Annotated in this window: 25 protein-coding genes; 16 read left to right on the forward strand and 9 right to left on the reverse strand. The window is 74.0% G+C overall.

The features are described from left to right. Positions 1-119: 119 nt before the first annotated feature. Positions 120-1637, forward strand: a complete 1518-nt coding sequence (locus ACFZCF_RS30820; RefSeq protein WP_391290432.1) for an LVIVD repeat-containing protein — start codon at positions 120-122, stop codon at positions 1635-1637. 10 nt (positions 1638-1647) lie between these two features. Here the strand turns inward: ACFZCF_RS30820 and ACFZCF_RS30825 are convergent, their stop codons facing one another. The 4 genes from ACFZCF_RS30825 to ACFZCF_RS30840 form a co-directional block, all read right to left on the reverse strand. Continuing rightward, positions 1648-2265, reverse strand: a complete 618-nt coding sequence (locus ACFZCF_RS30825) for a TetR family transcriptional regulator (RefSeq protein WP_391290353.1) — start codon at positions 2263-2265, stop codon at positions 1648-1650. Positions 2266-2397: 132 nt separating this feature from the next. Continuing rightward, positions 2398-3153, reverse strand: coding sequence for a phosphatase PAP2 family protein (locus ACFZCF_RS30830; RefSeq protein WP_391290354.1), 756 nt, complete (start codon positions 3151-3153; stop codon positions 2398-2400). A gap of 34 nt (positions 3154-3187) precedes the next feature. Continuing rightward, on the reverse strand, positions 3188-4132 hold the full coding sequence (locus ACFZCF_RS30835) for a M48 family metalloprotease (RefSeq protein WP_391290356.1): 945 nt from the start codon (positions 4130-4132) through the stop codon (positions 3188-3190). A gap of 111 nt (positions 4133-4243) precedes the next feature. Further along, on the reverse strand, positions 4244-4834 hold the full coding sequence (locus ACFZCF_RS30840) for a DUF5134 domain-containing protein (RefSeq protein ID WP_391290358.1): 591 nt from the start codon (positions 4832-4834) through the stop codon (positions 4244-4246). Positions 4835-5001: 167 nt separating this feature from the next. Here ACFZCF_RS30840 and ACFZCF_RS30845 point away from each other — a divergent pair, with 167 nt between their 5' ends. The 6 genes from ACFZCF_RS30845 to ACFZCF_RS30870 all read left to right on the forward strand — a co-directional run bounded on the left by ACFZCF_RS30845 (position 5002) and on the right by ACFZCF_RS30870 (position 10390). Next, positions 5002-5574, forward strand: coding sequence for a GNAT family N-acetyltransferase (locus ACFZCF_RS30845; protein ID WP_388449785.1), 573 nt, complete (start codon positions 5002-5004; stop codon positions 5572-5574). 156 nt (positions 5575-5730) lie between these two features. After that, positions 5731-7128: a DUF6421 family protein gene (locus ACFZCF_RS30850; RefSeq protein ID WP_388449784.1), complete on the forward strand. Its 1398-nt coding sequence runs from the start codon at positions 5731-5733 to the stop codon at positions 7126-7128. A gap of 32 nt (positions 7129-7160) precedes the next feature. Beyond that, complete coding sequence (locus ACFZCF_RS30855) at positions 7161-7919, forward strand: SDR family NAD(P)-dependent oxidoreductase (RefSeq protein WP_391290361.1); 759 nt, start codon at positions 7161-7163, stop codon at positions 7917-7919. Then, on the forward strand, positions 7898-8995 hold the full coding sequence (locus ACFZCF_RS30860; protein WP_391290363.1) for a beta-eliminating lyase-related protein: 1098 nt from the start codon (positions 7898-7900) through the stop codon (positions 8993-8995). Before ACFZCF_RS30855 ends, ACFZCF_RS30860 begins: the two co-directional genes overlap by 22 nt. A gap of 74 nt (positions 8996-9069) precedes the next feature. Further along, a complete protein-coding gene (locus ACFZCF_RS30865) occupies positions 9070-9672 on the forward strand; it encodes a transglutaminase domain-containing protein (RefSeq protein WP_391290364.1) in 603 nt (200 codons plus the stop codon). Between the two features lie 25 nt (positions 9673-9697). Then, positions 9698-10390: a phenylalanine--tRNA ligase beta subunit-related protein gene (locus tag ACFZCF_RS30870; RefSeq protein ID WP_391290366.1), complete on the forward strand. Its 693-nt coding sequence runs from the start codon at positions 9698-9700 to the stop codon at positions 10388-10390. 110 nt (positions 10391-10500) lie between these two features. Here the strand turns inward: ACFZCF_RS30870 and ACFZCF_RS30875 are convergent, their stop codons facing one another. Continuing rightward, positions 10501-11226, reverse strand: coding sequence for a lysophospholipid acyltransferase family protein (locus ACFZCF_RS30875; RefSeq protein ID WP_388449779.1), 726 nt, complete (start codon positions 11224-11226; stop codon positions 10501-10503). Between the two features lie 241 nt (positions 11227-11467). On the opposite strand from ACFZCF_RS30875, the gene ACFZCF_RS30880 reads away from it, so the two are divergent. The 5 genes from ACFZCF_RS30880 (at position 11468) to ACFZCF_RS30900 (ending at position 16049) form a co-directional block, all read left to right on the forward strand. Beyond that, entirely contained in the window at positions 11468-11812 is a 345-nt protein-coding gene (locus tag ACFZCF_RS30880) for a thioredoxin domain-containing protein (protein ID WP_391290367.1), read from the forward strand. Between the two features lie 246 nt (positions 11813-12058). Next, positions 12059-12583 carry a flavin reductase family protein gene (locus tag ACFZCF_RS30885; protein ID WP_388449777.1) on the forward strand — a complete coding sequence of 175 codons (525 nt, stop codon included), beginning with the start codon at positions 12059-12061 and terminating at the stop codon, positions 12581-12583. A gap of 198 nt (positions 12584-12781) precedes the next feature. Continuing rightward, on the forward strand, positions 12782-13567 hold the full coding sequence (locus tag ACFZCF_RS30890) for an electron transfer flavoprotein subunit beta/FixA family protein (protein WP_282692304.1): 786 nt from the start codon (positions 12782-12784) through the stop codon (positions 13565-13567). Between the two features lie 63 nt (positions 13568-13630). Then, positions 13631-14593 (forward strand): FAD-binding protein, encoded by a 963-nt coding sequence (locus ACFZCF_RS30895; RefSeq protein WP_391290369.1) that lies wholly within the window; start codon positions 13631-13633, stop codon positions 14591-14593. A gap of 154 nt (positions 14594-14747) precedes the next feature. Then, positions 14748-16049: a DUF6986 family protein gene (locus ACFZCF_RS30900; RefSeq protein WP_391290371.1), complete on the forward strand. Its 1302-nt coding sequence runs from the start codon at positions 14748-14750 to the stop codon at positions 16047-16049. Between the two features lie 6 nt (positions 16050-16055). Here the strand turns inward: ACFZCF_RS30900 and ACFZCF_RS30905 are convergent, their stop codons facing one another. Further along, on the reverse strand, positions 16056-17096 hold the full coding sequence (locus tag ACFZCF_RS30905; RefSeq protein WP_391290372.1) for a substrate-binding domain-containing protein: 1041 nt from the start codon (positions 17094-17096) through the stop codon (positions 16056-16058). A gap of 155 nt (positions 17097-17251) precedes the next feature. Between ACFZCF_RS30905 and ACFZCF_RS30910 the strand changes: the two genes are divergently transcribed. Further along, entirely contained in the window at positions 17252-18205 is a 954-nt protein-coding gene (locus tag ACFZCF_RS30910) for an ROK family protein (RefSeq protein WP_391290374.1), read from the forward strand. Between the two features lie 219 nt (positions 18206-18424). On the opposite strand, the gene ACFZCF_RS30915 is transcribed toward ACFZCF_RS30910, so the two are convergent. Beyond that, on the reverse strand, positions 18425-18625 hold the full coding sequence (locus ACFZCF_RS30915) for a hypothetical protein (RefSeq protein ID WP_388449772.1): 201 nt from the start codon (positions 18623-18625) through the stop codon (positions 18425-18427). 138 nt (positions 18626-18763) lie between these two features. On the opposite strand from ACFZCF_RS30915, the gene ACFZCF_RS30920 reads away from it, so the two are divergent. Further along, the gene (locus ACFZCF_RS30920; RefSeq protein ID WP_391290376.1) at positions 18764-19801 is read left to right on the forward strand and encodes an NUDIX domain-containing protein; all 1038 of its coding nucleotides are present in this window, start codon (positions 18764-18766) and stop codon (positions 19799-19801) included. 101 nt (positions 19802-19902) lie between these two features. On the opposite strand, the gene ACFZCF_RS30925 is transcribed toward ACFZCF_RS30920, so the two are convergent. Then, positions 19903-20604, reverse strand: coding sequence for an MBL fold metallo-hydrolase (locus ACFZCF_RS30925; protein ID WP_391290379.1), 702 nt, complete (start codon positions 20602-20604; stop codon positions 19903-19905). Between the two features lie 176 nt (positions 20605-20780). Next, positions 20781-22148: a dipeptidase gene (locus tag ACFZCF_RS30930; RefSeq protein WP_388449769.1), complete on the reverse strand. Its 1368-nt coding sequence runs from the start codon at positions 22146-22148 to the stop codon at positions 20781-20783. Between the two features lie 160 nt (positions 22149-22308). Here ACFZCF_RS30930 and ACFZCF_RS30935 point away from each other — a divergent pair, with 160 nt between their 5' ends. Both ACFZCF_RS30935 and ACFZCF_RS30940 read left to right on the forward strand, forming a co-directional pair. Then, positions 22309-23787 carry a geranylgeranyl reductase family protein gene (locus ACFZCF_RS30935; RefSeq protein WP_391290381.1) on the forward strand — a complete coding sequence of 493 codons (1479 nt, stop codon included), beginning with the start codon at positions 22309-22311 and terminating at the stop codon, positions 23785-23787. A 418-nt stretch (positions 23788-24205) separates the two neighbouring features. Continuing rightward, positions 24206-25483 (forward strand): ROK family protein, encoded by a 1278-nt coding sequence (locus ACFZCF_RS30940; RefSeq protein WP_391290382.1) that lies wholly within the window; start codon positions 24206-24208, stop codon positions 25481-25483. The last annotated feature ends 8 nt before the right edge of the window (positions 25484-25491 follow it).

The following is a 25491-nucleotide window of genomic DNA, read 5'->3' on the forward strand; positions in this document are numbered from 1 at the left end:
CGGATTCCCTCATTACATCTGTGTTGCCATCTGTTGGGATGTGCACGCCAAGGAACATACTGCCGGGATCCAGCACCGTTCAGCATTGAACGGAGAACACGGAGGACGGAGTGACCTCGTTGCCCACCCCGCAGAGTCCACGCTCCCGGATCAGACGGTTCGGCGCGGCCACCGCCGCGGCCGGCCTCCTGGCGGCACTGCTCGTCGGCGGCACGGCCGCCGCCACCCCCGATCCGGGAGACGCCCCGGCCCAGGCGCCCGTCCCGGCCGCGCAGGCCGCCGAGGCGCGGGCGGCGATCGAGAGCGGCGCGATACCCGGCGTCGACGAGATCGTGAAGACCGACAACATCCAACTCCTGGCGAACGTCCCCAAGGACGCGCTCCCCAGCCTCAACACCGACCTCGCCTTCCAGGGCTCGTACGCCTTCGCGGGCAACTACGACGGCTTCCGGATCTTCGACATCAGCGACCCGAAGGCCCCGAAGACCGTCGCCCAGGTGCTCTGCCCCGGCTCCCAGAACGACATCTCCGTCTCCGGGGACCTCCTCTTCCTCTCCACCGACTCCTCCCGCAGCGACGACTCGTGCGCCAGCACGACGCAGCCGGCCTCCGTCAAGGAGTCCTGGGAGGGCATGAAGATCTTCGACATCAGCGACGTCACGAACCCGAAGTACGTCGCCTCCGTCGAGACCGCGTGCGGCTCCCACACCCACACGCTCCTGCCGCAGCGCAAGGACGTGTACGTGTACGTCTCCTCCTACTCGCCCAACGTGGCCTTCCCCGACTGCCGGCCGCCGCACGACGGCATCTCGGTCATCAAGGTGCCCCGCGCGGCGCCCGAGCAGGCCAGGGTCGTCAACTTCCCCGTCCTCTTCCCCGGTGAGGGCCCCGACGGCGGCGGCAACCCCGGCGCCCCGACCAACCCGGGCGTCTCCAAGACCACCGGCTGCCACGACATCACCGTGCTGCCCGGCAAGGACCTCGCCGCCGGTGCCTGCATGGGCGACGGCATCCTCTTCGACGTCTCCGACCCCGAGCACCCCCGGGTGATCGACCAGGTCCAGGACAACGTCAACTTCGCCTTCTGGCACTCCGCCACCTTCAACCAGAAGGCGAACAAGGTCGTCTTCACCGACGAGCTCGGCGGCGGCAGCGGCGCCACCTGCAACGCGGCCGTCGGTCCGAACCGCGGTGCCAACGGCATCTACGACATCACCGGCAAGGGCAAGAACCGCCAGCTCGTCTTCCGCAGCTACTTCAAGATCCCGCGCCACCAGGCCGCCACCGAGAACTGCGTCGCCCACAACGGCTCGCTGATCCCGGTCAAGGGCAAGGACCTCATGGTCCAGGCGTGGTACCAGGGCGGCGTCTCGGTCTGGGACTTCACCGACTCGGCGCACCCGAAGGAGATCGGCTACTTCGACCGCGGCCCGGTCTCCGACACCGCCCTCACCATCGGCGGCTCGTGGTCCGCGTACTACTACAACGGCCACGTCTACTCGAACGAGATCGCCCGGGGCCTCGACGTCCTGAAGATCTCCGACCGGCGCACCGACCCCGCGAAGCGGATCCGGATGGACGAGCTCAACGTCCAGACCCAGCCGGACTACTTCGAGGACTTCGGCGACCTCGACTGACCCGGCCGCCTCAGAGCGCGCCGTCGGGCGGACCACCGTCCGGCGGCGCGCCGCTCTCCCAGTCCAGGCCGTAGCGGTGGAACAGTTCCGCCCGCAGCCGTGCCATCGGCATCGGCGCCCCCGGCAGCAGCACCGCCACCACCGCGCCCATCAGCAGCGCCCGCAACAGCGGATAGTCCCGGTCCACGTCCTCGGAGCCGTACCGCTCCACCGTGTCCCGCAGCAGGAAGGCGAGCCGCTGCTGCTCCTCGCAGCGCACGAAGCCCTCGGCCTGGAGGATGCCGGCCATGTGCGTGCGCATCAGCGTCGGGCGGTCCACTGCAAGCCCCAGGATCGCGTCGATCGCGCGGGCGAGCCGCTCCCTGCCGTCCTCGGTGCGCGGCGCGCGCTCCAGCGCCTCGGCGAGCGTGAGGTGCATCAGCCGGTGCACCGCGGACTGCAGCAACGGGCGCTTGCCGGGGAAGTAGTACGACACGAGACCGCGCGCCACACCCGCCTCCCGGGCGATGTCCCCGAGGGTCGTCGCCTCGTATCCCCGGCGTCCGACGAGGTCCACGGTGGCCGTCAGGATCCGCTCCCGGGAGCGTCGGCGAAGCTCTTCGTTGACCGATGGGCTACGCGGCGTCATGCTGGGCTCCTGCGTTGACTGGCTCGCGGCCAATATACTCAGCGTGGCTCGTCGTCCCGCCTTCGCGGCGCGACGGCGGGGAGGCCGCCTTTCCTGGGCGACACGGGGGATCGTCCAGGACGGGCGGCCTCGTCATGTTCCTTCCCCTCCCCGCTCGCGCGACTCGCCCGTGGGCGCCGGAAGGGGCCCGCCGCCGGTCCTCCTCCGGTACGCGACGACGGCGACGGCCACGCAGCACCACCCCATCAGCCAGCCGGCCAGGACGTCCGAGGGCCAGTGCACCCCGAGGTGGACACGGGTCCACCCGACCCCGAGCACCGACACCACCGCGAGGCCGACCGCCGTCCCCCAGCCGTACCACGGCTCCCGCCCCACCAGCGCGAACACCCAGAGCAGCAGCCCGCAGACCACCGCGGCCGTCATCGCGTGTCCCGACGGGAAGGCGGCGAACGACGCCGTGTCCACCGGCTCCCGCCACACCGGCCGCTCCCGGCCCACCAGCGCCTTCACGCCCTGCTGCACCCCCGCCGCGGCCAGGAGGGTCCCCACCACCCACAGCGCGAGGCGCCGGTGCCCGCGCCGCAGGAGCAGGAGCGCCACGACGACGGCCAGCGCCCGCAGCGTCCACGGGTCCCACACCCAGTCGCTCAGCACCCGGTTGACGCGGGTGAGGCCGGGATGGGCGAGGGCGTGTCTGTGCAGCGCCTCGTCGACCGAGCGGTCGAAGGCGAGGAGCGGGGACCATTCGGCCGCCACGAGCACGAGCAGGATCAGGGCGAGCCCTCCGGAGACCATCGCGGAATTTCGCATTCCTCGATCCTGCCGGATCGCGGGCCGCGACCCGCTCCGCGGGCGCCGTCCCGCGGGTCGCGGGTCACGGCGCCGCATCTCCGCCGGAGCGCTCCTCCCCGCGGGCACCGCGTCAGCCGAGGGCGGCCAGGCCGGGGAAGGCGGCGATGAGCACCGGGACCGCGGGGACCAGGGCCGCCGTCGCCGTCAGGCGCAGGCGGTGGGCGGCGGGGAGCCGGGGGGTGGCGGCGAGGAGGCGGTCGACGCGCCGGGGGAGGCCGGCCTCGGGGCCGGTGCCGGGCGGGGCGGCGAACACGCCCCGTTCCTCGTTCAGTTCCACCAGGGCGAGCGCGACGGTGAGCCGCCCGAAGCGGCGGGAGGCCACGTCGTCGGCGGCGAGCTCGACCAGTCGGTGCATCTCCTCGCGGAAGGCGATGAAGACCGGGACGCCGGGGAAACCGGAGGCGAGCGCGCCGGAACAGTGGAGCAGCCAGTCGTGCCGGGCCCGGGCGTGCCCCTGCTCGTGGGCGAGCAGCGCGTCGAGCTGACGGCCCTTCAGGCGGCGCAGTGCGGCGGTGGTGACGACGAGCCGGGGCGTGGCGCCGGGCAGCCACCAGGCGTCGGGGCGCTCGCCCTCCAGGACGACGAGCCGCCCGCCGTCCGGCTCCTCTCCGGGCAGCTGCGGGGCGCGGACCAGCAGGTCGTCGCGGCGCTTGCGGCGGCGGGCGCGGGCGAGCCCGATCTCCCGCCCGAGCATGGCGCCGGTCCACAGCCCGCCGGCCGCGAGGACCACGGCCAGCGCCGCCGACCAGGGGCCGCCGTGGGTGGAGAGTTCGTACGCGTCGAGGACCGCGCGCGGCGCGGGCGCGAAGACCTGCCCGCGCACGGCCTGCCAGGCGACGGAGGCGCTGAAGGTCATCGAGAGCGCGAAGCTGACCAGGATCGCGGCCACCACGCACTGCCACACCCAGAGCGCCACGACCGGTTCTCGCTCCGCCCAGTCGGCCCGGGCGAGCAGCCGGGGGGCGGTGAGCGCGGTCAGGACGCCGAGCAGGAGCAGCGCGAGGGAGACCCACATGGGCGTCACCCTATGAGCGGGTGCTCCCCGGGGGTATGGCCTCAGCCGCCAAGTGACGTACGCCACGGTTTCGCCGGTGGTGATCCGAACGCCCGCGCGGGACGCGGGGGCTCAGAGCGTGCACAGCATCGCCAGCGTGGCGAGCCCCATCGACAGCCGGCAGGCCAGGGTGAGCTCGGGCCGGTTCGCCCAGCCGGGCGCCCCGCCGCCCGCCGGTCTCCCCGGGGGCGGGTGCGGTCCGGCGGGGACGAGGCGGGCCCCGGAGCGGAGCACGTACACCGCGTAGTAGAGGAGCAGCCCGCCGGTGAGCAGGGGCGTCCCCCCGGCCGCCGCCCCCGTCCCGTGCGCCGCGTGCACCCCCTGCGCGCCGGTCGCCGCCGCCGGGGCCATCGTGAGCGCCATGTAGACCATGGTGAGGGAGCCGACCGCGTGGTGCAGCCGGTGCGCGTCCCGGCGGGCCGCGACGAGGTCGGCCGCGGCCGCCGCGCCGAAGAGCGCCGCGTACCCCGCCCAGCTCCAGGACGGCGGGGTGAGCACGGCGGGCGGCAGCGCCATCGCCGCCATCCCGAAGCCCATCACCGCCTCCGCGCGCGCGGCCCGCCGCTCCTCGCCCGCGCTGGCGCGGCTCCGCAGCGCGCAGTAGGCCCCGACGGCCGCGCAGAGCGCGACGAGCAGCCACCCCGACAGGGCCGGTCCGTGCACGGCACACCCCCCTCGCCTCGTGCCCCGTGGAGGGACTGCCCGCCGCCGGGTGCGCGCACGCGGGCGCACGGGCGCGCACAGGCGTACGGAAGGGGGTGAGGCGGCGCGCGTTAGGCTCGGTCCGACCGCGCACGCCGGTCGACAGCGCCCGAGGGGAGCCCCGCACGATGGACACCGCCACGCCCGTTCCCGACACCGCCGCGAGCCAGGAGCCCGGCGTCCTCACCTACCGGCAGGCGGTGCTCGGCGACGTGCCGGTGGTGGTGCCGCTCGTCGAGTCGGCCTACCGGGGCGACGCGAGCCGGGCCGGATGGACCACCGAGGCGGACCTCCTGGACGGCCAGCGGACCGACCCGGAGGGCGTGGCGGCCGTGATCGCCGCCCCGGGCAGCGTGCTGCTGCTCGTGGAGCGGGACGGCGACACGGTCGCCTGCTGCCAGCTGGAGCACCGCGGCGAGGCCGCCTACTTCGGCATGTTCGCGGTCCGGCCCGAGCTCCAGGGAGCCGGCCTCGGCAAGCGGATCATCGCCGAGGCCGAACGCCGGGTCCGCGAGCTGTGGGACGTCCGCGAGATGCACATGACGGTGATCACCGCCCGGGAGGAGCTGATCGCCTGGTACGAGCGGCGCGGCTACCGGCGCACCGGCGAGACGAGCCCCTTCCCGTACGGCGACGAGCGCTTCGGTCGGCCCCGGCGCGACGACCTCCGCTTCGAGCTCCTCGTGAAGCCGCTGGTCTGATCCTTCCGCCGGAAGCACGTGTTCACCCCCCGGCTGACAGGAAAAAATGCGGTCGAGGGGGTGTCTCGCAAGAGAATCTCTCTTCCTCCCCTTGCGGTCAGGAGTCATGCGCGATTACGGTTCCTTTACGCAAGGTTCTCCTGTGGAGGAAGAGGCATGACGGAAATTCTTGTGCACGACGTGACCGGCGAGGGCATAGCCACCGCCCGCGTCATCGACCACCCCGCCTGGCCGGAGCTCAAGAACGCCGTGGAGGAGATCCGCGTCTGGCAGCGTGCCGACGGTTCGGTCGACTTCGAGGCCGAGGGCGCCCCCGCGCGCTCCCTCGTCGAGCTGACCGTGGACCGGCTGGTGGCCGCCGTCGAGCAGCTCTCCCCGCTCGTGCCGCACGACGCCGCGTACCACCGCGCCCTCGTCGCCGACCTCCGCAAGTGGTCCGAGGGCGGCTTCGGCGTCCCGGACTTCCTGGACTCGCTGCTGGCCTTCCACCCGGCCTCCGGCCGCGAGGACGGTCTCCAGCACCTCGTGCTCTTCCCGATGTACACGCAGAACGGCAACCCGGACCGCAACTTCGAGGCCGTCGTCCTCCGCATGGTCTGGCCCGACTGGCTCGCCGAGCTGGAGGCCACCCGCTACGACAACCCGGGCTACATCGGCATCACCTTCGAGGACTTCACCGCCGGGTACGACACCAACTCGGCCGTCCTCTTCCCGGAGACCGTCGCCGTCCGCGAGGTCCCCGAGCGCTTCACCTGGGGCGGCATCTTCTGCGACCGCGAGGCCGCCCGCTTCCGCAAGGTCACCGAGGCCGCCGTCGACACCCTGGGCCTCGAACTGCCCGCGGACATCGCCGCGATGCTCGACGACCAGAGCCGCTGCGAGCAGGCCTTCGCCCTCTGGGACCTGGTCCACGACCGCGCCCACAGCCGCGGCGACCTGCCGTTCGACCCCTTCATGATCAAGCAGCGCCAGCCGTTCTGGATGTACGGACTCGAAGAGCTCCGCTGCGACCTCACCGCCTTCAAGGAGGCCGTGAAGCTGGAGGCCGAGGGCAACTCCCACGGCCGCGACGTGCAGTACGCGGTCCTCTTCGACCGGATGTTCCGCTTCCCGCTCACCGGCGACCGGAACCGGAACTACGACGGCCTGGGCGGCCAGCTCCTCTTCGCGTACCTCCACAAGAACGACGTGGTGCGCTGGACGGACAACGTCCTCACCATCGACTGGGACCGCGCCCCCGAGGTCACCAACCGCCTCTGCTCGGACATCGAGACCCTCTACCGCGACGGCATCGACCGCCCGAAGCTGGTCCACTGGATCAAGGCGTACGAGTTCGTCTCCGGCTACCTCGCCCCGCACCCCGGCTCCAAGTGGGCCAAGGGCCCCGACGCCCTGGACCTCACGCTCCCGCCGCGCAAGCTCGTCGACGACGTGCTTCCCGACGAGTTTCCGCTCAGCATGTTCTTCGAGGCCCTTTCCAAGAAGATGAAGGGCGTGATCGCCGACACCAAGGGCATCACCGCCGCGGACATGCCCGAGCGGGTCGCCGCGTGACCGACGGTACGCAGCACACGGAGGAGGCGCCCATGAACACCGGCGGAAACGGTGGACCCCTCGACGGCGCGGTCATCGCGGTGGCCGGCGCGGCGGGACCCGCCGGCCGGGCGGCGCTGCTGCGCCTCGCCGGCGCCGGCGCGACCGTGGTCGCCGCCGACGCCGACCCGGCCCGGCTCGCCGAGGCCGTCGAGGCGGCCCGCGAGGTGCACGGCGCCAAGGTCGTCGGCGACACCGTGGACCTCCTCGACCTCGACGCCACGCGCGGCTGGGCGGACAAGACGGAGAAGGAGTTCGGCCGGATCGACGGGCTCGTCCACCTCGTGGGCGGCTGGCGCGGCAGCTCCTCCTTCACCGAGACCGACCTGAAGGACTGGGACTTCCTGGAGAAGCTCCTGATCCGCACCGTCCAGCACACCTCGCTGGCCTTCCACGACGCCCTGCTCCGCAGCGGCGGCCGCGGCCGCTACGCGCTCATCAGCCAGGTCGGCGCCCACAAGCCGCAGGCCAACAACGCCGCGTACAACGCGGGCAAGGCCGCGGCCGAGGCGTGGACGCTGGCCATGGCGGACTCCTTCCGCAAGCTGGGGGGTGAGGACGGCCCCCAGGCGGCGGCTGCCATCCTGGTGATCAAGGCATTGGTGCACGACGCGATGCGCGCCGAACGCCCCAACGCGAAGTTCGCGGGCTTCACCGACGTCAAGGACCTGGCCGACGAGATCGCCGGCCTGTGGGACAGGCCCGCCCAGGAAGTGAATGGACAGCGCCTGTGGCTGACCCCCGCACCGTGACCGCCGCCCTCGGACACCGGACCGACGCCCGTCGTCACCACGACCCGTCGGTCCGGGGCTTCGCGAGCGACAACTACGCCGGCGTCCACCCCGAGATCCTCGCGGCGATCGCCCTCGCCAACGACGGCCACCAGGTCGCCTACGGCGAGGACGACTACACCGACCACCTCCAGCGGATCGTGCACAGCCACTTCGGCCCGCACGCCGAGGCCTTCCCGGTCTTCAACGGCACCGGGTCGAACGTGACCGCCCTCCAGGCGCTCACCGACCGCTGGGGCGCCGTGATCTGCGCCGAGAGCGCCCACATCAACGTGGACGAGGGCGGTGCGCCGGAGCGCATGGGCGGCCTCAAGCTGCTCGCCGTGCCCACCCCGGACGGCAAGCTCACCCCCGAGCTCATCGACCGGCAGGCGTGGGGCTGGGAGGACGAGCACCGGGCGATGCCCCAGGTCGTCTCCATCACCCAGAACACCGAGCTGGGCACCGTCTACACCGTGGACGAGGTCCGCGCCATCGTCGAGCACGCCCACTCCAAGGGCATGAAGGTGCACCTCGACGGCGCCCGGATAGCCAACGCGGCCGCCTCCCTCGACGTGCCGATGCGCGCCTTCACCAACGCGGTGGGCGTCGACGTCGTCTCCTACGGCGGCACGAAGAACGGCATGCTCTTCGGCGAGGCCGTGATCGTCCTCAACCCGGACGCGGTCAGCCACATGAAGCACCTGCGCAAGCTGTCCATGCAGCTCGCGTCCAAGATGCGCTTCCTGTCGGTGCAGCTGGAGGCGCTGCTCGCCAAGGACCTGTGGCTGCGCAACGCCCGCCAGGCCAACGCGATGGCCCGCCGCCTCGCGGACGGCGTGCGCGCCCTGGACGGGGTGGAGATCCTCTACCCGGTGCAGGCCAACGCGGTCTTCGCGCGCCTCCCGCACGAGGTCAGCCGTCGGCTGCAGAAGCGGTTCCGCTTCTACTTCTGGGACGAGCAGGCCGGCGACGTGCGGTGGATGTGCTCCTTCGACACCACGGAGGACGACGTCGACGCCTTCCTCCAGGCTCTGAAAGAAGAACTGGCCCGCTGACAGTGAATGAATAGCTATGCGGTCGAGCGGAAAATGATTGACTCCGCTCGGCCGCATTCCTATGCTCGCGGATCGTGGAACTCATCCAGCAGTACCGTGACATCGCCCCGTATCTCGCGGCCGGCGAGGCGGTCGACCGCGACCATCCGCTCGTCCGAGCCGCGGCGGACCACATCGCCGCCGCCCATGCGGACGCATACTCATACGCCAAGGCCGCCTATGAGTACGTCCGCGACGCCATCCCGCACTCCCAGGACTCGGGGGACCTCCGCGTCACCTGGCGCGCCTCCGACGTCCTGCGGCAGGGCACCGGCATCTGCTACGCCAAGTCCGTCGCGTACGCCGCCCTCCTGCGCGCCCGGGGGATCCCCGCGGCCCTCTGCTGCCAGCGCCTCGCCGACGAGGACGGTGCGCATCCGGTGATCCACGGACTGGCCGCCGTCCTGCTGCCCGGCGAGGAGCGGTGGGCCCGGCAGGACGTGCGCGGGAACGTCCCGCCCGGCGTGGACGCCCAGTTCTCGGTGGGTGAGGAGCGTCTGGCCTGGGTCGTACGGCCGGAGGTCAATGAAGTGGACTACCCAGTGCTCTATGCTGAACCAAATCCGGTCGTCCTCCGCGCGCTCCAGGCCGCGACCGACCGGCCCCACCTGTGGCGGACCCTCCCCACGGACCTGTGACCCCCGGCAGCAAGGAACGGCGCCCATGCCCCTGACGCTCACCGTCTCCGACGAGGTGCGCGCCCTCGTCCCCGGCTTCACCCCCCTCGCCCTGGAGGCCCGCGGGCTCGTCAACGGCCCCAGCGACGCCACCAGCGCGGCCCTCCTCGACGAGGCCGCCGCCCGGCTCGCCGCCCGTCTCGACGGCCGCACCCCGGACCAGGACCCGCACGTCGCCGCCTGGCGCGCCGCGTACACCGCCTTCGGCGCCAAGCCGTCCCGCACCCGCAACTCCGCGGAGGCGCTCGCCCGCCGCGCCCTCGCGGACGGCGGGCTGCCACGGATCAACCGCCTCGTCGACGCCTACAACGCGATCAGCGTCGCCCACCTCATCCCCGTGGGCGGCGAGGACCTGAACCGGATCCAGGGCGGCATGCGGCTCGTCCGGGCCACCGGCGAGGAGGAGTTCGTCACCGTCGCCGGCGGCGAGGAGACCGTGGAGCACCCCGAGCCCGGCGAGATCGTCTGGTGCGACGAGCGGGGCGTCACCTGCCGCCGCTGGAACTGGCGCCAGGGGCCGCGCACCCGCATCGACGACGACACCACCGACGCCCTCTTCCTGCTGGAGTCCCTGGCCCCCATGAGCCGGGAGGAACTCCTCACCGCCGGCCAGGAGCTCGCCGAGGCACTCCGCAAGGTCAGCCCCGGGGCACGGATCACCGTCCGCGACCCCGAGTGACGCGCCGGCGCTCCTTCGGCCGGGACGGTCGTCACGACCCCGAGTGACGTCTCTTCGCCCGGGGGCGCGGATCGCCGTCCGCGCCCCCGGGCGAGGCTCCCGCGCCGCGGCTAGTTACCGGCGGCCTTCAGCTGCTCCGGGGTCGGCGCCGTGCCGCCCAGGTGCGCGGGGATCCACCAGGTGTCCGTGGCGTCCTTCGGGCGCACCGGGTAGGCGCGCTGAGCGGCCTCCAGGAGCTCCTGGACCCGGTCGCGCAGCCGGCGCGTGATCGCGCCCGCGAACTGGTCGGCGGGGGCCTCCACCGGCTCCCCGACCCGGATCGTCACCGGGATGTGCGCCCGCTTGAAGTTCCGCGGCCGGCCCTTCGTCCAGATCCGCTGCGTGCCCCACAGGGCCATGGGGATCAGCGGCACCCCGGCCTCCTGCGCGAGCCGGGCGGCGCCCGACTTGAAGCTCTTCAGCGTGAACGACTCCGAGATGGTCGCCTCGGGGAACACGCCGACGATCTCGCCCGCCCGCAGCGCCTCCAGGGCGTGCTTGTACGCGTGCTCGCCCTGGGAGCGGTCTACCGGGATGTGCTTCATCGCCCGCATCAGCGGCCCGGAGACCTTGTGGCGGAAGACGGACTCCTTCGCCATGAAGCGGACGAGCCGCTTCTGCGGCAGCGCGGCCAGACCGTCGAAGATGAAGTCCAGGTAGCTGATGTGGTTGCTGACCAGGACGGCGCCGCCGGTCCGCGGGATGTTCTCCGAACCCTGTGTGTCGATCTTGAGATCGAGCGCCTTGAACATCGTCAGCGCGGCGCCGATCACCGGTCGGTACACGAGTTCTGCCATGCGAGAGATACCCCTTCTTCTCGGCCTGTGGGAGGGCTCTCCCGGCGAAGTTACGCGGCCGTAGGTTTTCGGCTTTGGGCAGATCGTGCCCCATGTGGGCCGCCGTGACCAGTCCAGGCGGCTTCGTACGGGGAGATTCTCGTCACTCGCGGTGGTCGTGGCGGGAATCGTTCGGTTCCGTGCGACGCTGCACGGGAAGAAGGACGCGGAATCGGCGCCCGAGGATGCCGGAGGACGAGGGATGGCGGGAGAACGCGGAATGACGGTGGAGGCGACGCGACGGCTCGGGCCGGAACTCCTCGGCGGCGTGCCGCTGGGGGAGCGGGCGACCCTCGTCCAGTTCTCCAGCGCCTTCTGCCAGCCCTGCCGGGCGACACGGCGGGTGCTCGACGGGGTGGCCGCCATGGTGCCGGGCGTGGCGCACGTGGAGATCGACGCCGAGGAGCACCTCGGCCTCGTGCGCGACCTCGGAGTGACCCGTACCCCGACCGTCCTCGTCCTCGACGCGGCCGGCGCGATCGTGCGCCGGGCCGTCGGACAGCCCCGCACGGCGGACGTCATCGCCGCCCTCGGTCACGCGCTGTGAGCCGGCCCGGCACCGGCCCCGCAGCGGACCGGACGGTCCCCGGTTCTGACGCGGTGACACATCTCCCACATCGCGGTACGCACTTGACCAGGGCGGTCACCCGTCGTCACCCTGACGGAGTGACCGGTGACCTCCTTCTCTACGGCCGGGCCGACGTGGACCTGGGCCGCCACGCGAGCGCGCGCTGTCCGGGCCTCTGACGCCCCCGGACCCCGCTCCACACCGCCCCGCACGAAGGACGACTCCATGACGGTCTCGCCCGAGCTCCGCGCCGTTCCCACGACCGGAGCCCACCGCTCCGCCTCGCCCGAGCTGCTGCGCTCCGTCTTCCGGCGCCACGCCGCCGGCGTCGCCGTGATCACCGCCCACGGCGAACGCCCCGTCGGCTTCACCGCCACCTCGCTCAACTCCGTCGCCGCCGACCCGCCGCTGATCTCCTTCGGCGTGGGCACCGGCTCCTCCAGCTGGCCCGTGCTCGCCGAGGCGGAGCACATCGGCGTGCACATCCTCGGCGAGCACCAGGAGGAACTGGCGACCACCTTCGCGCGCAGCGGCGCCGACCGGTTCGCCGCGCCGACCCGCTGGAGCCGGGGCCCCGAGGGCGTGCCCGTGCTCGACGGGGTGCAGGCCTGGCTGGTCTGCCGGGTGGTGGCCCGGGTGCCCGCCGGCGACCACCGGATCGTCATAGCCGAGGCCGTCGCGGGGGACCCCGGTGGCGCGGGCCGTCCGCTCCTGTACCACCAGGGGCGCTTCAACGCGCTGCGCGACTGAGAGTTCCCGCGGCGGCGCCCTCGCGCGCGTTGGGCAGATCACAGTGCTGAGCGCTTGCTTACTGGTCACGAACTGGGTGTACTGACGAGTAATATCTGGTCGAGGCGTCCGGCGCCCCGGCCGGAAACCCGCCCTTCAGGCGCCTATGCTGCGAGCAACAAGGCAGCCCCGTTAAGACGATGCAGTAGGAGAGCCGGCGTGAGCTTGAGGATCGTTGTCTGTGTGAAGTACGTGCCGGACGCCACTGGCGACCGGAAGTTCGCCGACGACCTGACGGTCGACCGCGAGGACGTCGACGGTCTCCTGTCGGAGCTCGACGAGTACGCGGTCGAGCAGGCGCTGCAGATCGCCGAGGAGGCGGACGACGCCGAGGTGACCGTCCTCACCGTCGGCCCCGAGGACGCGCGCGACGCGCTCCGCAAGGCGCTCTCCATGGGCGCCGACAAGGCCGTCCACGTCGACGACGAGTCCATCCACGGCTCCGACGTCATGGCCACCTCCCTGGTGCTCGCCAAGGCGATCGAGAAGACCGGCTACGACCTGGTCATCGCCGGCATGGCCTCCACCGACGGCACCATGGGCGTCCTCCCGGCGATCCTGGCCGAGCGCCTGGGCGTCCCGCAGGTCACCCTGCTCTCCGAGGTCAAGGTCGAGGACGGCAAGGTCACCGGCCGCCGCGACGGCGACACCGCCTCCGAGCAGCTGGAGGCCTCCCTCCCGGCCGTCGTCTCCGTGACGGACCAGTCGGGCGAGGCCCGCTACCCGTCCTTCAAGGGCATCATGGCCGCCAAGAAGAAGCCGGTCGAGGAGCTGGAGCTCGACGACCTGGACATCGACGAGGACGAGGTCGGCCTGGAGGGCTCCTGGACCGCCGTCGACTCCGCCGACGAGCGTCCGGCGCGCACCGCGGGCACGATCGTCAAGGACGAGGGCGAGGGCGGCAAGCAGCTCGCCGAGTACCTCGCGAGCCAGAAGTTCATCTAAGGCTCCCGAGCCGCGCCGTCCCCTCAGGCCCTCCCCTTTTCGTTCGCAGGAGATTGAAGTCCCATGGCTGAGATTCTCGTCTACGTCGACCACGTCGACGGAGCCGTCCGCAAGCCCACCCTGGAGCTGCTGACCCTCGCCCGCCGCATCGGCGAGCCGGTCGCCGTCGCGCTGGGCAACGGCGCCGCCGACACCGCCGCCGTCCTCGGCGAGCACGGCGCCACCCGCGTCCTGACGGCCGACGCCCCCGAGTTCGCCGACTACCTCGTCGTCCCGAAGGTCGACGCGCTCCAGGCCGCGTACGACGCCGTCTCCCCGGCCGCCGTGCTCGTCCCGTCCTCCGCCGAGAACAAGGAGATCGCGGCCCGCCTCGCGGTCCGCATCGGCTCCGGCATCATCACCGACGCCGTGGACCTGGAGGCCGGTGACGAGGGCCCGGTCGCGACGCAGTCCGCGTTCGCCGCCTCCTTCACCACCAAGTCGCGCGTCTCCAAGGGCACCCCGGTCATCACGGTCAAGCCGAACTCGGCCCCCGTCGAGGCCGCCCCGGCCGCCGGCGCCGTCGAGGCCCTGTCCGTCTCCTTCTCGGAGAAGGCCACCGGCACCAAGGTCACCGCGCGCACCCCGCGCGAGTCGACCGGCCGCCCCGAGCTGACCGAGGCCGCGATCGTGGTCTCCGGCGGCCGCGGCGTCAACGGCGCCGAGAACTTCGCGGTCATCGAGGCCCTCGCCGACTCGCTCGGCGCGGCCGTCGGCGCCTCCCGCGCCGCCGTCGACGCCGGCTGGTACCCGCACTCCAACCAGGTCGGCCAGACCGGCAAGTCGGTCTCCCCGCAGCTGTACATCGCGGCGGGCATCTCCGGCGCGATCCAGCACCGCGCCGGCATGCAGACCTCGAAGACGATCGTCGCGATCAACAAGGACGCCGAGGCGCCGATCTTCGACCTCGTCGACTACGGCGTGGTGGGCGACCTCTTCGACGTCGTCCCGGTCCTGACCCAGGAGGTCCAGGCCCGCAAGGGCTGACGACCAGCGCTTCCGCAGGTCCCGGGGGCCGCACGGCGAGTTTCGCCGTGCGGCCCCCGGCCGTTTCGGACAACCATTGACGCAGGTCCGACGGCCTACTAACTTCGCTATACGGATTGTTGATTCCGTGAAGCGGAAAACAGGAGGATCAGGGATGGGTCAGCAGGAGAAGGTGTCGACGAGCCTCGCGGGCGCGGTCAGCGAGGGCATCAGCGCCTCCCTCGCCGCGGTGGACGCCGAGCTCGACCGCCGCTACCCGGGCGACCCCGGCACCCGCCAGCCCGTCCACACCGTCTACGTCCCCGGCAACGTCTTCGACGCCGGCACCATCCGCTCCTGGGGCGACCAGGCCCTCGCCGCGCTCGACGAGCACGCCCCCGACGCCGCCTCCTTCGCGGCCGTCCTCGGCCTCTCCGACGCGCTCGCGGAGGACGTCTACACCCGCGTCCGCGCCAAGCTGGAGCGCGAGCCCATCGAGGACCTCCGCGTCGACTTCGAGGACGGCTACGCCGGGGGCGGCGGGGCCGCCGAGGACCACGACGCGGCCCGCGCCGCCCGTCTGATCAACGAGGCGTACGCCGACGGGACCGCCGCCCCCTACATGGGCATCCGCATGAAGTGCATGGAGGCCGCCGTCCGCGACCGCGGCATCCGCACCACCGACGTCTTCCTCACCGGCCTCCTGGAGAGCGGCGGCCTGCCGGACGGCCTCGTCCTCACCCTCCCGAAGGTCACCTACCCCGAGCAGGTCACCGCCTTCGTCCGCCTCCTGGAGGCCTTCGAGAAGACGCACGGCCTCGACGCCGGCCGCCTCGGCTTCGAGATCCAGATCGAGACCAGCCAGTCGATCCTCGCCGCCGACGGCACCGCCGCCGTCGCCCGCATGATCGACGCCGCCGAGGGCCGGGCCACCGGCCTGCACTACGGCACCTTCGACTACAGCGCCTGCCTCGGCGTCTCCGCCGCCTACCAGGCCAGCGACCACCCGGCCGCCGACCACGCCAAGGCGATCATGCAGGTCGCCGCCGCCGGCACCGGCGTCCGCGTCTCCGACGGCTCCACCAACGTCCTCCCGGTCGGCTCCACCGCCCACGTCCACGAGGCGTGGAGGCTCCACTACGGCCTCACCCGCCGCGCCCTGGCCCGCGCCTACTACCAGGGCTGGGACATGCACCCGGGTCACATCCCGACCCGATACGCCGCCGTCTTCGCCTTCTACCGCGAGGGCTTCGAGACCGCGGCCAAGCGCCTCTCCGCCTACGCCAACCACGCCGGCGGCGACGTCATGGACGAGCCGGCGACCGCCAAGGCGCTCTCCTCCTACCTGCTGCGCGGCCTCCAGTGCGGCGCCCTCGACACGGCCGAGGTCGACGCCCTCACCGGCATGACCCGCGCCGACGTGGAGCGCTTCGCCGCCCCGCGCCGCGGCGACCTCACCGCCGGCGCCGGTCGCTGATCCCGCTCAGCCGGACGGCGGCGGCGGGACCTCGCCCGAACCCCGGGCGAGGAGCCGCGTCCCGATGACGACCCGGCGGGGCGCCCCCGCGGCCCCGTCGAGCCGCCGGAAGAGCAGCTCGGCGGCCGTCCGGCCGAGCGCCACCGGATCCTGCGCGATCACCGTGACGCCCAGGACGTCGCCGAGCTCGACGTCGTCGAAGCCGACCAGCGCCACCGGGTGCTCGCCGGACCGCCCGGCGAGCACCCGGACGGCGGTGACGGTGACCCGGTTGTTGCCCGCGAAGAGCGCCGTCACCGGCTCGGGGCCGGACAGCATCCCGGTGAGCGCCGCCGCCACCCGCTCCGGATCGGTGGGCCCCGACGCCACCCACCGCTCGTCCACCGGCAGCCCCGCGTCCTCCATCGCCGCCCGGTAGCCGCGCAGCCGCTCCGCCGCCGTGTGGATCCGCGGCCGGTCGCCCACGAAGCCGATCCGCCGGTGACCGCGGGCGATCAGGTGGGCCACGCCCTCCCGGGCGCCGCCGAAGCCGTCCGAGAGGACGGCGTCCGCGTCGAGGAGCCCGGCCGGCCGGTCGGCGAAGACCGTGGCCACGCCCGCACGCATCTCCGGCTCCAGATACCGGTGGTCGTCCCCGGCCGGGATGACGATCAGCCCGTCCACCCGGCGCGCGCAGAGCGTCAGCGCCAGCTCCTGCTCCCGGCCGGGGTCCGCCGCGCTGGAGCCGTTGATCAGCAGCGTGCCGTGGGCCCGCGCGACCTCCTCCACGGCGCGGCTGAGCTGCCCGTAGAACGGGTCGGCCAGGTCCTCCAGGACGAGTCCGACGGTCGCCGTCCGGCCCTTCCGCAGGACCCGGGCGCTGTCGTTGCGGCGGAAGCCGAGCGCGTCGATGGCCTCGCGGACCCGCCCCTCGGTCTCCGGCGTGACCCCCGGCTCGCCGTTCACGACCCGCGAGACCGTCTTCAGGCCGACGCCCGCCCGGGCGGCGACGTCCTTCATCGTGGGCCGGTTGCCGTAGCGGGGCTCGGGGCGGGTGGTGTCGGCCACGGTGCGGGAATCCTCCTGGTGGGGGCGCCGGCGGGGGCGGCCACCGGCGGATCATGCGCTGTCGACCGAGCATAGAGCGTCGAAAACGTTGTCATCCCAGCGCTTTCCGGTACGGGCCCGAGGCCGCCGAACGGCCCCGTGAGAACCTGAGGCCCATGCCCACCGCGCCCGCTCCCCGCCCCGCCTCCGCACCCGTCGCCGCGCTCGACGTCGGGGGCACCAAGATCGCCGGGGCGCTGGTCGACGTCGACGGGCGGATCCTGGCCCGGACGCAGCGGCCGACCCCGGCGGGGGAGGACGCGGAGACCGTCTTCGGCGCGGTCGGCGCGGTGCTCGACGCGCTCGCGACCTCCCCGGCCTGGGCCGCCGCCGAGGCCGTGGGCATCGGCAGCGCGGGCCCGGTCGACGCCGCCCGGGGCACCGTCAGCCCCGTCAACGTGCCGGGCTGGCGCGGCTTCCCCCTGGTCGAGCGGGTCCGGGAGCATGCGGGCGGCCGGCCGGTCACCCTCGTCGGCGACGGCGTCGCCATGACGGCCGCCGAGCACTGGCTCGGCGCCGCCCGCGGTCACACCGACGCCCTCGGCCTCGTCGTCTCGACCGGCGTCGGCGGCGGCCTCGTCCTCGGCGGCCGCCTCCACCCCGGCCCCACCGGGAACGCCGGCCACATCGGCCACCTCAGCGTCGACCTGGACGGAGCCCCCTGCGCCTGCGGCGGCCGCGGCTGCGTCGAACGCCTCGCCAGCGGTCCGCACATCGCCCGGCACGCCCTCGACGGCGGCTGGCGGCCCGGCCCCGACGGCGACGCCTCCGCCGCCGCGGTGGCCGGGGCCGCGCGCGCCGGCCACCCGGCCGCGGTCGCCGCCTTCGAACGGGCCGCCCGCGCCCTCGCGGCCGGCATCGCCGCCACCGCGCACCTCGTCGAGGTCGACATCGCGGTGATCGGCGGCGGAGTCGCCGGCGCGGGCGAGGTCCTCTTCGCCCCGCTGCGCCGCGCCCTCGCCGACTACGCCACCCTCTCCTTCGCCCGCGACCTGGCCGTCGTCCCCGCCGCCACCGGCACCGACGCGGGCCTCCTGGGCGCGGCCGCCGCGACCCGCGAACCCCACTGACCGGCCGCCGTACGCGCGGGGAGACGTGGGACCGGGCCGACCGGGGGGTTCACCCGGGACCGCCGGGCGCGTTCACCCGGGACCGCCGGGCGCCCTCACCGGGCCCCCACCTGGGCGCGCTCCCCGGACCACCGTTCACCCGGGACCGCCGGGCTGCGCCGGCCGGGCCGCGTCGGTCGGGGCCGGGCGTACGCACGGGCGGTGCGGCCGGTGCGGCGGTCACTCGCGTACGGGAGCGGGCCGGGGCTCCGTCCGCCGCGGCGCGCGCTGTTCCACCACGACCAGGAAGGTGTCCGACGCCAGGTCCATCACCACCCGGGCCGGCACTCCCTCGTCGCGGCGCGCGCCCGCGTACTCCTCGGCGGGCCAGTGCCCTCGCGGTCCGCCCGCGGGAAACCGCTTCAGAACCGTACGGTCCATCTCGCACCCCCTCGTGCTCGCCGTTCTCAACGAGCTCAGGCCCCGAAGCGTTACGGCTCGGCCCCGGACGTGTGTTCGTGGTTTCCGTGGCAGGGTGTTGCGGGCAAGCCACAGGGGGCCGTCGATGAGGGGGGAATCGTGATCGTCTGGATCAACGGTGCTTTCGGCGCGGGCAAGTCGAGCACCGCGCGCGAACTGGTCGGACTGATCCCGCACAGCACGCTGTACGACCCCGAGGCGACCGGCGCCGCGCTGCGCCGGCTCCTCCCCGACAAGCGCCTCGCCGAGGTGGACGACTACCAGGACCTGCCGATCTGGCGCCGGCTGGTGGTGGACACCGCGGCCGCCCTGCACGCCGAGGTCGGCGGGGTGCTCGTCGTCCCGATGACGCTGCTGAGGCAGGAGTACCGGGACGAGATCTTCGGCGGACTCGCCGCCCGCCGCATCGATGTCCGGCATGTGCTCCTGGCACCCGAGGAAACGATCCTGCGATCCCGGATCGACGGCCGCGCCGACTACGGCGACCCCGGGGTCGACGCCGACGTCCGCCGCTGGTGCCGCGCCCACCTGCCGCCCTACCGGGAGGCCGTCGCCGGCTGGCTCGGCGCCGACGCCCACGCCGTCGACAGCTCGGGACTCACCGTCGCCGAGACGGCCAGGGCCGTCGCCGACGCCGTCCAAGGCGGCCTCGCCGCACCCTGCGGGATCGTCCAGACGCCCGAGCCGACCCGCGAGACGCTCGCCGCCGGCGTCCTCCTCTTCGACGACCAGGACCGCTTCCTCCTCGTCGACCCCACCTACAAACCCGGCTGGGAGTTCCCCGGAGGCGTCGTCGAGCCCGGCGAACCACCCGCCCGCGCCGGGATGCGCGAGGTCGCCGAGGAGATCGGCCTCGAACTCGACGCCGTGCCCCGGCTGCTCCTCGTCGACTGGGAGCGCCCCCAGCCGCCCGGCTTCGGCGGCCTCCGCCTGCTCTTCGACGGCGGGCGCCTCGCCGCCCGCGACCGTGACCGGCTCCGGCTCCCCGGCGCCGAACTGCGCGCCTGGCGCTTCGTCACCGAGGAGGAGGCCGCCGACCTCCTCCCGCCCGTGCGGTACGACCGCCTCCGCTGGGCCCTGCGCGCCCGCGAACGCGGCACGGTGCTCAACCTGGAGGCGGGCGTACCGGTGGGCTGACACCGCGTCGGCCCGGCCCGGGAAGGGCCCTGCCGCCCTCGTGCCCGGGGTGGGGCCGGATCGGCGGCGCGGCTCCGGTCCACCGGTGCATCCGGAACGCGTCAGCCCGGTGCGACGGCGCCCGCCGCCACGGCCGCCGAGAGCCGCTCCGCCGTGTTCTCCGTCACCGCGGGCCCGTGCCCGCAGCACAGCACCGACGGGCGCAGCTCCGCCAGCCGACCGAACGATTCCAGGGCCCGCGCGCGGTCCACGTGCATCACGCCGAAGGTCACGCCCCGCACCGACGCCACCGTGTCGCCCGCGAAGAGCACACCGTGACGGGGGAGATGGATCGCGATCGAGCCGGGGGTGTGGCCGGGGACGTGCACCGCGACCGCCCCGTCCCCGAAGCCGAGCTCCTCGCCGTCCTCGACCTCCCGGTCCACCCGGGTGGGCGGCGCCTCCGGACAGGTGAGGCCGTGGTCCCAGATCGGGCGCTCCCAGTCCAGGAGGTCGGGCAGCGGCATCGGCAGCTCGCCGCGCACATAGGGCGCGTCGAGCCGGTGCGCGACGATCTCGGCGCCGTGCCGGTCGGCCAGCTCCTGCGCCGCCCCCACGTGGTCGCGGTGGCCGTGGGTGAGGACGATCCGGGCGAGCCGGTCCGGGTCCAGACCCGCGGCCCGTATCGCCTCGTCCGTGGCGTCCGCCGAGCCGGCCCAGCCGGCGTCCACCAGGGTCAGTTCGCGGTCGTCGCGCCAGAGGTACGCCTGCCCGATGCCGTGGTCGAGCAGGTGCAGCCGGGGCGTGATCTCGAAGGCTTCCATGCGCCGAACGTACGCGGCGGATCCGCCCGTCGGGGGCTTCTACGCTCTCGGCGAGCTTCGCCCAGCGCGCAAACGGAAGGCCGCCGGGACCGGTCGGGAGGACCGGCCCCGGCGGCCGTGCGAGGCCGGGCCCGGACGGCCGCCGGGGGCGCCGGGCCCCGGCGGCCGTCGGCGCGTCAGGCCCGGCGTGCCTCCGCGTAGTTCGCCAGGAACAGCGCCTCGGCGACGGAGAGCCGCTCCAGCTCCTCCGGGGACACGGACTCGTTGACCGCGTGGATCTGCGCCTCCGGCTCGCTCAGGCCGATGAGCAGGATCTCCGCCTCCGGATAGAGGGTGGCGAGCGTGTTGCACAGCGGGATCGAGCCGCCCATGCCGGCGGCCTGCATCTCCTGGCCGGGGTACGCCACCCGCATCGCCTCGGCCATCGACGCGTACGCCGGGCTGGACGTGTCCGCCTGGAACGGCTGGCCCTGGCCGACCTGCTCCAGGGTCACCCGCGCGTTCCACGGCGTGTGCTTCTCGATGTGGGCGAAGAGCAGCTCGGTCGCCTCGGCCGCGTCCTGGCCGGGCGGCACCCGCAGGCTCAGCTGCGCGCGGGCGGTGCGCGGGATCGAGGGGGTGGCGCCCGCCACGGGGTGGCAGTCGATGCCGATGACGGTGACCGCGGGACGCGCCCAGATGCGGTCGGCGACCGACCCGGAGCCCGGCAGGTCCACGCCCGGCAGCACCTTGGCGTCGGCCCGGAACTGCTCCTCGGGGTACTGGAGGCCCTCCCACACGGCGTCCGCCGGCAGTCCGTCGATCACCGTCGAGCCGTCCTCGGCCCGCAGCGAGTCCAGGACCCGGATGAGCGCGGCGAGCGCGTCCGGAGCGGCGCCGCCGAACTGGCCCGAGTGGAGGTTGCCCTCCAGGGTGTCGATCCGCACCCGGATCATCGTCATGCCGCGCAGGGTGGCGGTCACCGTCGGCAGACCGACGCGGAAGTTGCCCGCGTCGCCGACCACGATGGTGTCGGCGGCCAGCAGCTCGGGGTGCTCCTCGGCGTATCTCTCCAGACCACCGGTGCCCTGCTCCTCCGAGCCCTCGACGATCATCTTGACGGTCACCGGCACGCCGCCGTTGGCCTTGAGGGCCCGCAGCGCGAGCAGGTGCAGGATGAAGCCGCCCTTGCAGTCGGCGGCGCCGCGGCCGTACCAGCGGCCGTCCTCCCGCTCCGTCAGCTGGAACGGCGGGGTCAGCCACGCCGACTCGTCGAGCTTCGGCTGCACGTCGTAGTGGGCGTAGAGGAGTACGGTCGGAGCGTCCGCCGGGCCCGGCAGAATGCCGTAGACCGCCTGCGAACCGTCCGGGGTGTCGAGCAGCGCCACGTCCTGGAAGTCCTCGGCGCGCAGGGCGTCGGCGACCCAGTTCGCGGCGGCCTCGCACTCGCTCCGGGGCGCCACGGCCTCGTCCGCGACCGACTCGAAGGCGACCAGCTCCGTCAGCTCGGCCTTCGCGCGAGGCATCAGGGACCGGACGGTCTCGGCGATCGGATTCGGGGACATGGGCACGCTCCTCGTGGGTGCGACGTTGAGAGTCGGGGGGAACGAACGGCGTATCGGGTGGTACGGCGTTCGCACCGTCGATCCTACGACCGGGCTCAGGCCTACCGAGCCGTAGGATGCGGGAAGCAGACGCCGGTCGGATCAGGAGCAGAAGCACATCGTGAGCAGCGAGAACGCAGAGAACGCCGGACCGGAGCCCATCGAGCCGCTCGCGCCCGGCGATCCGGCCCCGGCGGTCGAGTCGTCCGGCCCGTCGGCGGGCGCGGCGACGGACGCTTCGGGTGACGCGGTGGCGGATGCGGCGGCGGACGCCGCGCCGGAGGCGGAGCCCGTCGAGGAACCCGGTTCCGGGGCGGACGGCGACCGGTCCGACGTCTGGGACGTCGTGGTCGTCGGCGCCGGCCCGGCCGGCGCCTCGGCCGCCTACGCCGCGGCGGTCGCCGGTCGCCGGGTGCTGCTCCTGGAGAAGGCCGAACTGCCCCGGTACAAGACCTGCGGCGGCGGCATCATCGGCCCCTCCCGCGACTCCCTGCCGCCCGGCTTCGAACTCCCCTTCCTGGACCGGGTGCACGCGGTCACCTTCTCCCTCGAAGGCCGCTTCGCCCGCACCCGCCGCTCGCGCCGGATGCTCTTCGGCCTCGTCAACCGGCCCGAGTTCGACGCCCAGCTCGTCGAGCACGCCCAGAAGGCCGGCGCCCAGCTGCGCACCGGCGCGACCGTGACCCGGGTGGAGCAGCACGGCCCCTCCGTGCCCGACCGGCGGACGGTCGCGGTGGTGCTCGCCGACGGCGAGACGGTGCTGGCGCGGGCCGTGGTCGGCGCGGACGGCAGCGCCAGCCGGATAGGGGCGCACGTCGGGGTGAAGCTCGGCCAGGTGGACCTGGGCCTGGAGGCGGAGATCCCGGTGCCGCCGTCGGTGGCGGAGGACTGGAAGGGCCGGATCCTCATCGACTGGGGTCCGATGCCCGGCAGTTACGGCTGGGTGTTCCCCAAGGGCGACACCCTCACGGTCGGCGTCATCTCGGCGCGCGGCGAGGGCGCCGCGACCAAGCGGTACCTGGAGGACTTCGTCGCCCGGCTCGGCCTCGCCGGCTTCGAGCCCGCGCTCTCCTCCGGCCACCTCACCCGCTGCCGCACCGACGACTCCCCGCTCTCCCGCGGCCGGGTCCTCGTCTGCGGCGACGCGGCGGGCCTGCTCGAACCGTGGACCCGCGAGGGCATCTCGTACGCGCTCCGCTCCGGCCGGCTCGCCGGCGAGTGGGCGGTCCGGGTCGCGGAGGCCGCCGACGCGGTGGACGCCCGGCGCCAGGCGCTGAACTACGCCTTCGCGATCAAGGCGGGGCTCGGGGTGGAGATGGCGGTCGGGCGGCGGATGCTCGCGGTCTTCGAGCGCCGTCCGGGACTGCTGCACGCGGTGATCACCGGGGTGCGGCCGGCCTGGAAGGCGTTCGCGGACATCACCCGGGGCTCGGCCACGCTCGGCGGCATGGTCCGCTCGAACGGCCTGGCCCGGCGTGCCCTCGACGTGCTCGACAAGCGCATGGACACGGACTCGGGCGTCGGTCCGGCGGGCCGTGGCGTGACCCGGAAGGACGAGGAGGACGCCGCCGCTCCGGAGGAGGCCGCCGGGGCGCTCTGACGACCGGCCGCCGCCGGGGTACGAGGGCGGGCGCGGGCCTCCGGGGCCGTGCCCGCCCTCGCGTGTCTCCCGCCGCGGTGACACGGAAGACGGGGTGCTTGTGCGCGACGGCGCGCAGCCCGTCGTGGGTGGAGTCCGGGGCGACGCCGCCGAAGAAGTCGCCCACCTCGGCCTTCCAGCGCGTGAGGCGGGCATCGCGCTTCCGCCGCTTCCGCCGCTCCCGCCGCTCCCGCTCCTCCCGGCGCCCTCGCGCCGCCGGGACTCGCGTGCCCGGGGCCCGCGCTGCCGGGCCCCCCACGGTCGGGCCTCGCGCCGCCGGAGCCCGTGCCGCCGGGGCCTGTCAGGCCGTCGTGGCCGGGGCGGGGGAGCGGTCCGGCCGGGTCCGGAGCGCGGCCCCGATCATGGCAGACTCGGGCGCATGAACGGCAAGGCGACGACGACGCGTACTCGGCTGGACAGGGGGCGCAGCGCGCTCGGCCCCGCGCTGGAGCTGGTGCACACCGGCCGGGCGCCGACGCGGGCCGTCCTCACCGCCGAGCTGGGCGTCACCCGGGCCACCGCCGGTGCCGTCGCCGCCGAGCTGGAGGCCCTCGGGCTCATCAGGGTCGACTCCAACCCCGGGGCCGCCGCCGGTTCCCAGGGCCGGCCGTCGCACCGGCTCGCCGTCGACGAGAAGGGGCCCGTGGCGCTCGCCGCCCAGGTCCACGCGGACGGGTTCCGGGCCGCGCTGATCGGCCTCGGCGGCACCCTCGTCGCCACCGTCCCCGGCTCGGTGACGGTCTCGGCCGACCCGGCGCAGGTCCTCGGCGCCGTCGTGGACGCGGGCGCGGCGCTGCTCCGCGAGAGCGGGCGGCACTGCGTCGGCGCCGGCCTCGCCGTTCCCTCCGCGGTCGCCGAGCCCGAGGGCACCGCGCTCAACCCGCTCCACCTGGCCTGGCCGGCCGGGGCGCCGGTCCGCGAGATCTTCGCCGAGCGGATCCGTGCCGCCGGCATCGAGGGCCCGGCCTTCACCGCCAACGACGTCAACCTCGCCGCGCTCGCCGAGCACCGGCACGGCGCCGGGCGCGGCGCCCGCGACCTGCTGTGCGTGGCGACCGGCCACCGGGGCGTCGGCGGGGCGCTCGTCCTCGACGGGCGTCTGCACACCGGCAGTTCGGGGCTCGCCCTGGAGGTGGGCCATCTGACGGTCAACCCGGAGGGCCGGCCGTGCCACTGCGGCGGCCGCGGCTGCCTGGACGTGGAGACCGACCCGCTGGCCTTCCTCACGGTGGCCGGCCGGGCGCCGGGCCCGGAGGTGTCCCTGCTCCAGCAGGCCCGCGACCTGCTGCGGACCGCGCCGGACGACCCGGGGGTGCGGGCGGCGGTGGAGGAGCTGATCGACCGTCTCGGCCTGGGCCTGGCCGGCCTGGTGAACATCCTCAACCCGGACCGGATCATCCTCGGCGGCCTCCACCGCGAGCTGCTCGACGCCGATCCGGAACGGCTGCGCGCGGTCGTCGCCGACCGCAGCCTGTGGGGCCGCAGCGGCGGCGTCCCGATCCTGCCCTGCACCCTGGACCACAACAGCCTGGTGGGTGCGGCCGAACTGGCCTGGCAGCCGGTCCTCGACGACCCCCTCACCGCCCTGGCCGGAGCCCCGGCCCGATCCGGCGACCCCGCGGAAAACGGGGTGGGCGTCCGGGGCGCCGACGGGTAACGTCCCGG

The sequence above is a fragment of the Streptomyces sp. NPDC007945 genome (assembly GCF_042958885.1).
In the GTDB taxonomy this organism is placed as follows: domain Bacteria; phylum Actinomycetota; class Actinomycetes; order Streptomycetales; family Streptomycetaceae; genus Streptomyces.

Excerpts from the sequence above, each read along its gene's own strand:
- ACFZCF_RS30825 (WP_391290353.1), bottom strand. The coding sequence starts at position 2,265 with ATGACGCCGCGTAGCCCATCGGTCAACGAAGAGCTTCGCCGACGCTCC.
- ACFZCF_RS30830 (WP_391290354.1), bottom strand. The coding sequence starts at position 3,153 with ATGCGGCGCCGTGACCCGCGACCCGCGGGACGGCGCCCGCGGAGCGGG.
- ACFZCF_RS30835 (WP_391290356.1), bottom strand. The coding sequence starts at position 4,132 with ATGTGGGTCTCCCTCGCGCTGCTCCTGCTCGGCGTCCTGACCGCGCTC.
- ACFZCF_RS30845 (WP_388449785.1), top strand. The coding sequence starts at position 5,002 with ATGGACACCGCCACGCCCGTTCCCGACACCGCCGCGAGCCAGGAGCCC.
- ACFZCF_RS30850 (WP_388449784.1), top strand. The coding sequence starts at position 5,731 with ATGACGGAAATTCTTGTGCACGACGTGACCGGCGAGGGCATAGCCACC.
- ACFZCF_RS30855 (WP_391290361.1), top strand. The coding sequence starts at position 7,161 with ATGAACACCGGCGGAAACGGTGGACCCCTCGACGGCGCGGTCATCGCG.
- ACFZCF_RS30870 (WP_391290366.1), top strand. The coding sequence starts at position 9,698 with ATGCCCCTGACGCTCACCGTCTCCGACGAGGTGCGCGCCCTCGTCCCC.
- ACFZCF_RS30875 (WP_388449779.1), bottom strand. The coding sequence starts at position 11,226 with ATGGCAGAACTCGTGTACCGACCGGTGATCGGCGCCGCGCTGACGATG.
- ACFZCF_RS30880 (WP_391290367.1), top strand. The coding sequence starts at position 11,468 with ATGGCGGGAGAACGCGGAATGACGGTGGAGGCGACGCGACGGCTCGGG.
- ACFZCF_RS30885 (WP_388449777.1), top strand. The coding sequence starts at position 12,059 with ATGACGGTCTCGCCCGAGCTCCGCGCCGTTCCCACGACCGGAGCCCAC.
- ACFZCF_RS30895 (WP_391290369.1), top strand. The coding sequence starts at position 13,631 with ATGGCTGAGATTCTCGTCTACGTCGACCACGTCGACGGAGCCGTCCGC.
- ACFZCF_RS30900 (WP_391290371.1), top strand. The coding sequence starts at position 14,748 with ATGGGTCAGCAGGAGAAGGTGTCGACGAGCCTCGCGGGCGCGGTCAGC.
- ACFZCF_RS30910 (WP_391290374.1), top strand. The coding sequence starts at position 17,252 with ATGCCCACCGCGCCCGCTCCCCGCCCCGCCTCCGCACCCGTCGCCGCG.
- ACFZCF_RS30915 (WP_388449772.1), bottom strand. The coding sequence starts at position 18,625 with ATGGACCGTACGGTTCTGAAGCGGTTTCCCGCGGGCGGACCGCGAGGG.
- ACFZCF_RS30925 (WP_391290379.1), bottom strand. The coding sequence starts at position 20,604 with ATGGAAGCCTTCGAGATCACGCCCCGGCTGCACCTGCTCGACCACGGC.
- ACFZCF_RS30930 (WP_388449769.1), bottom strand. The coding sequence starts at position 22,148 with ATGTCCCCGAATCCGATCGCCGAGACCGTCCGGTCCCTGATGCCTCGC.
- ACFZCF_RS30940 (WP_391290382.1), top strand. The coding sequence starts at position 24,206 with ATGAACGGCAAGGCGACGACGACGCGTACTCGGCTGGACAGGGGGCGC.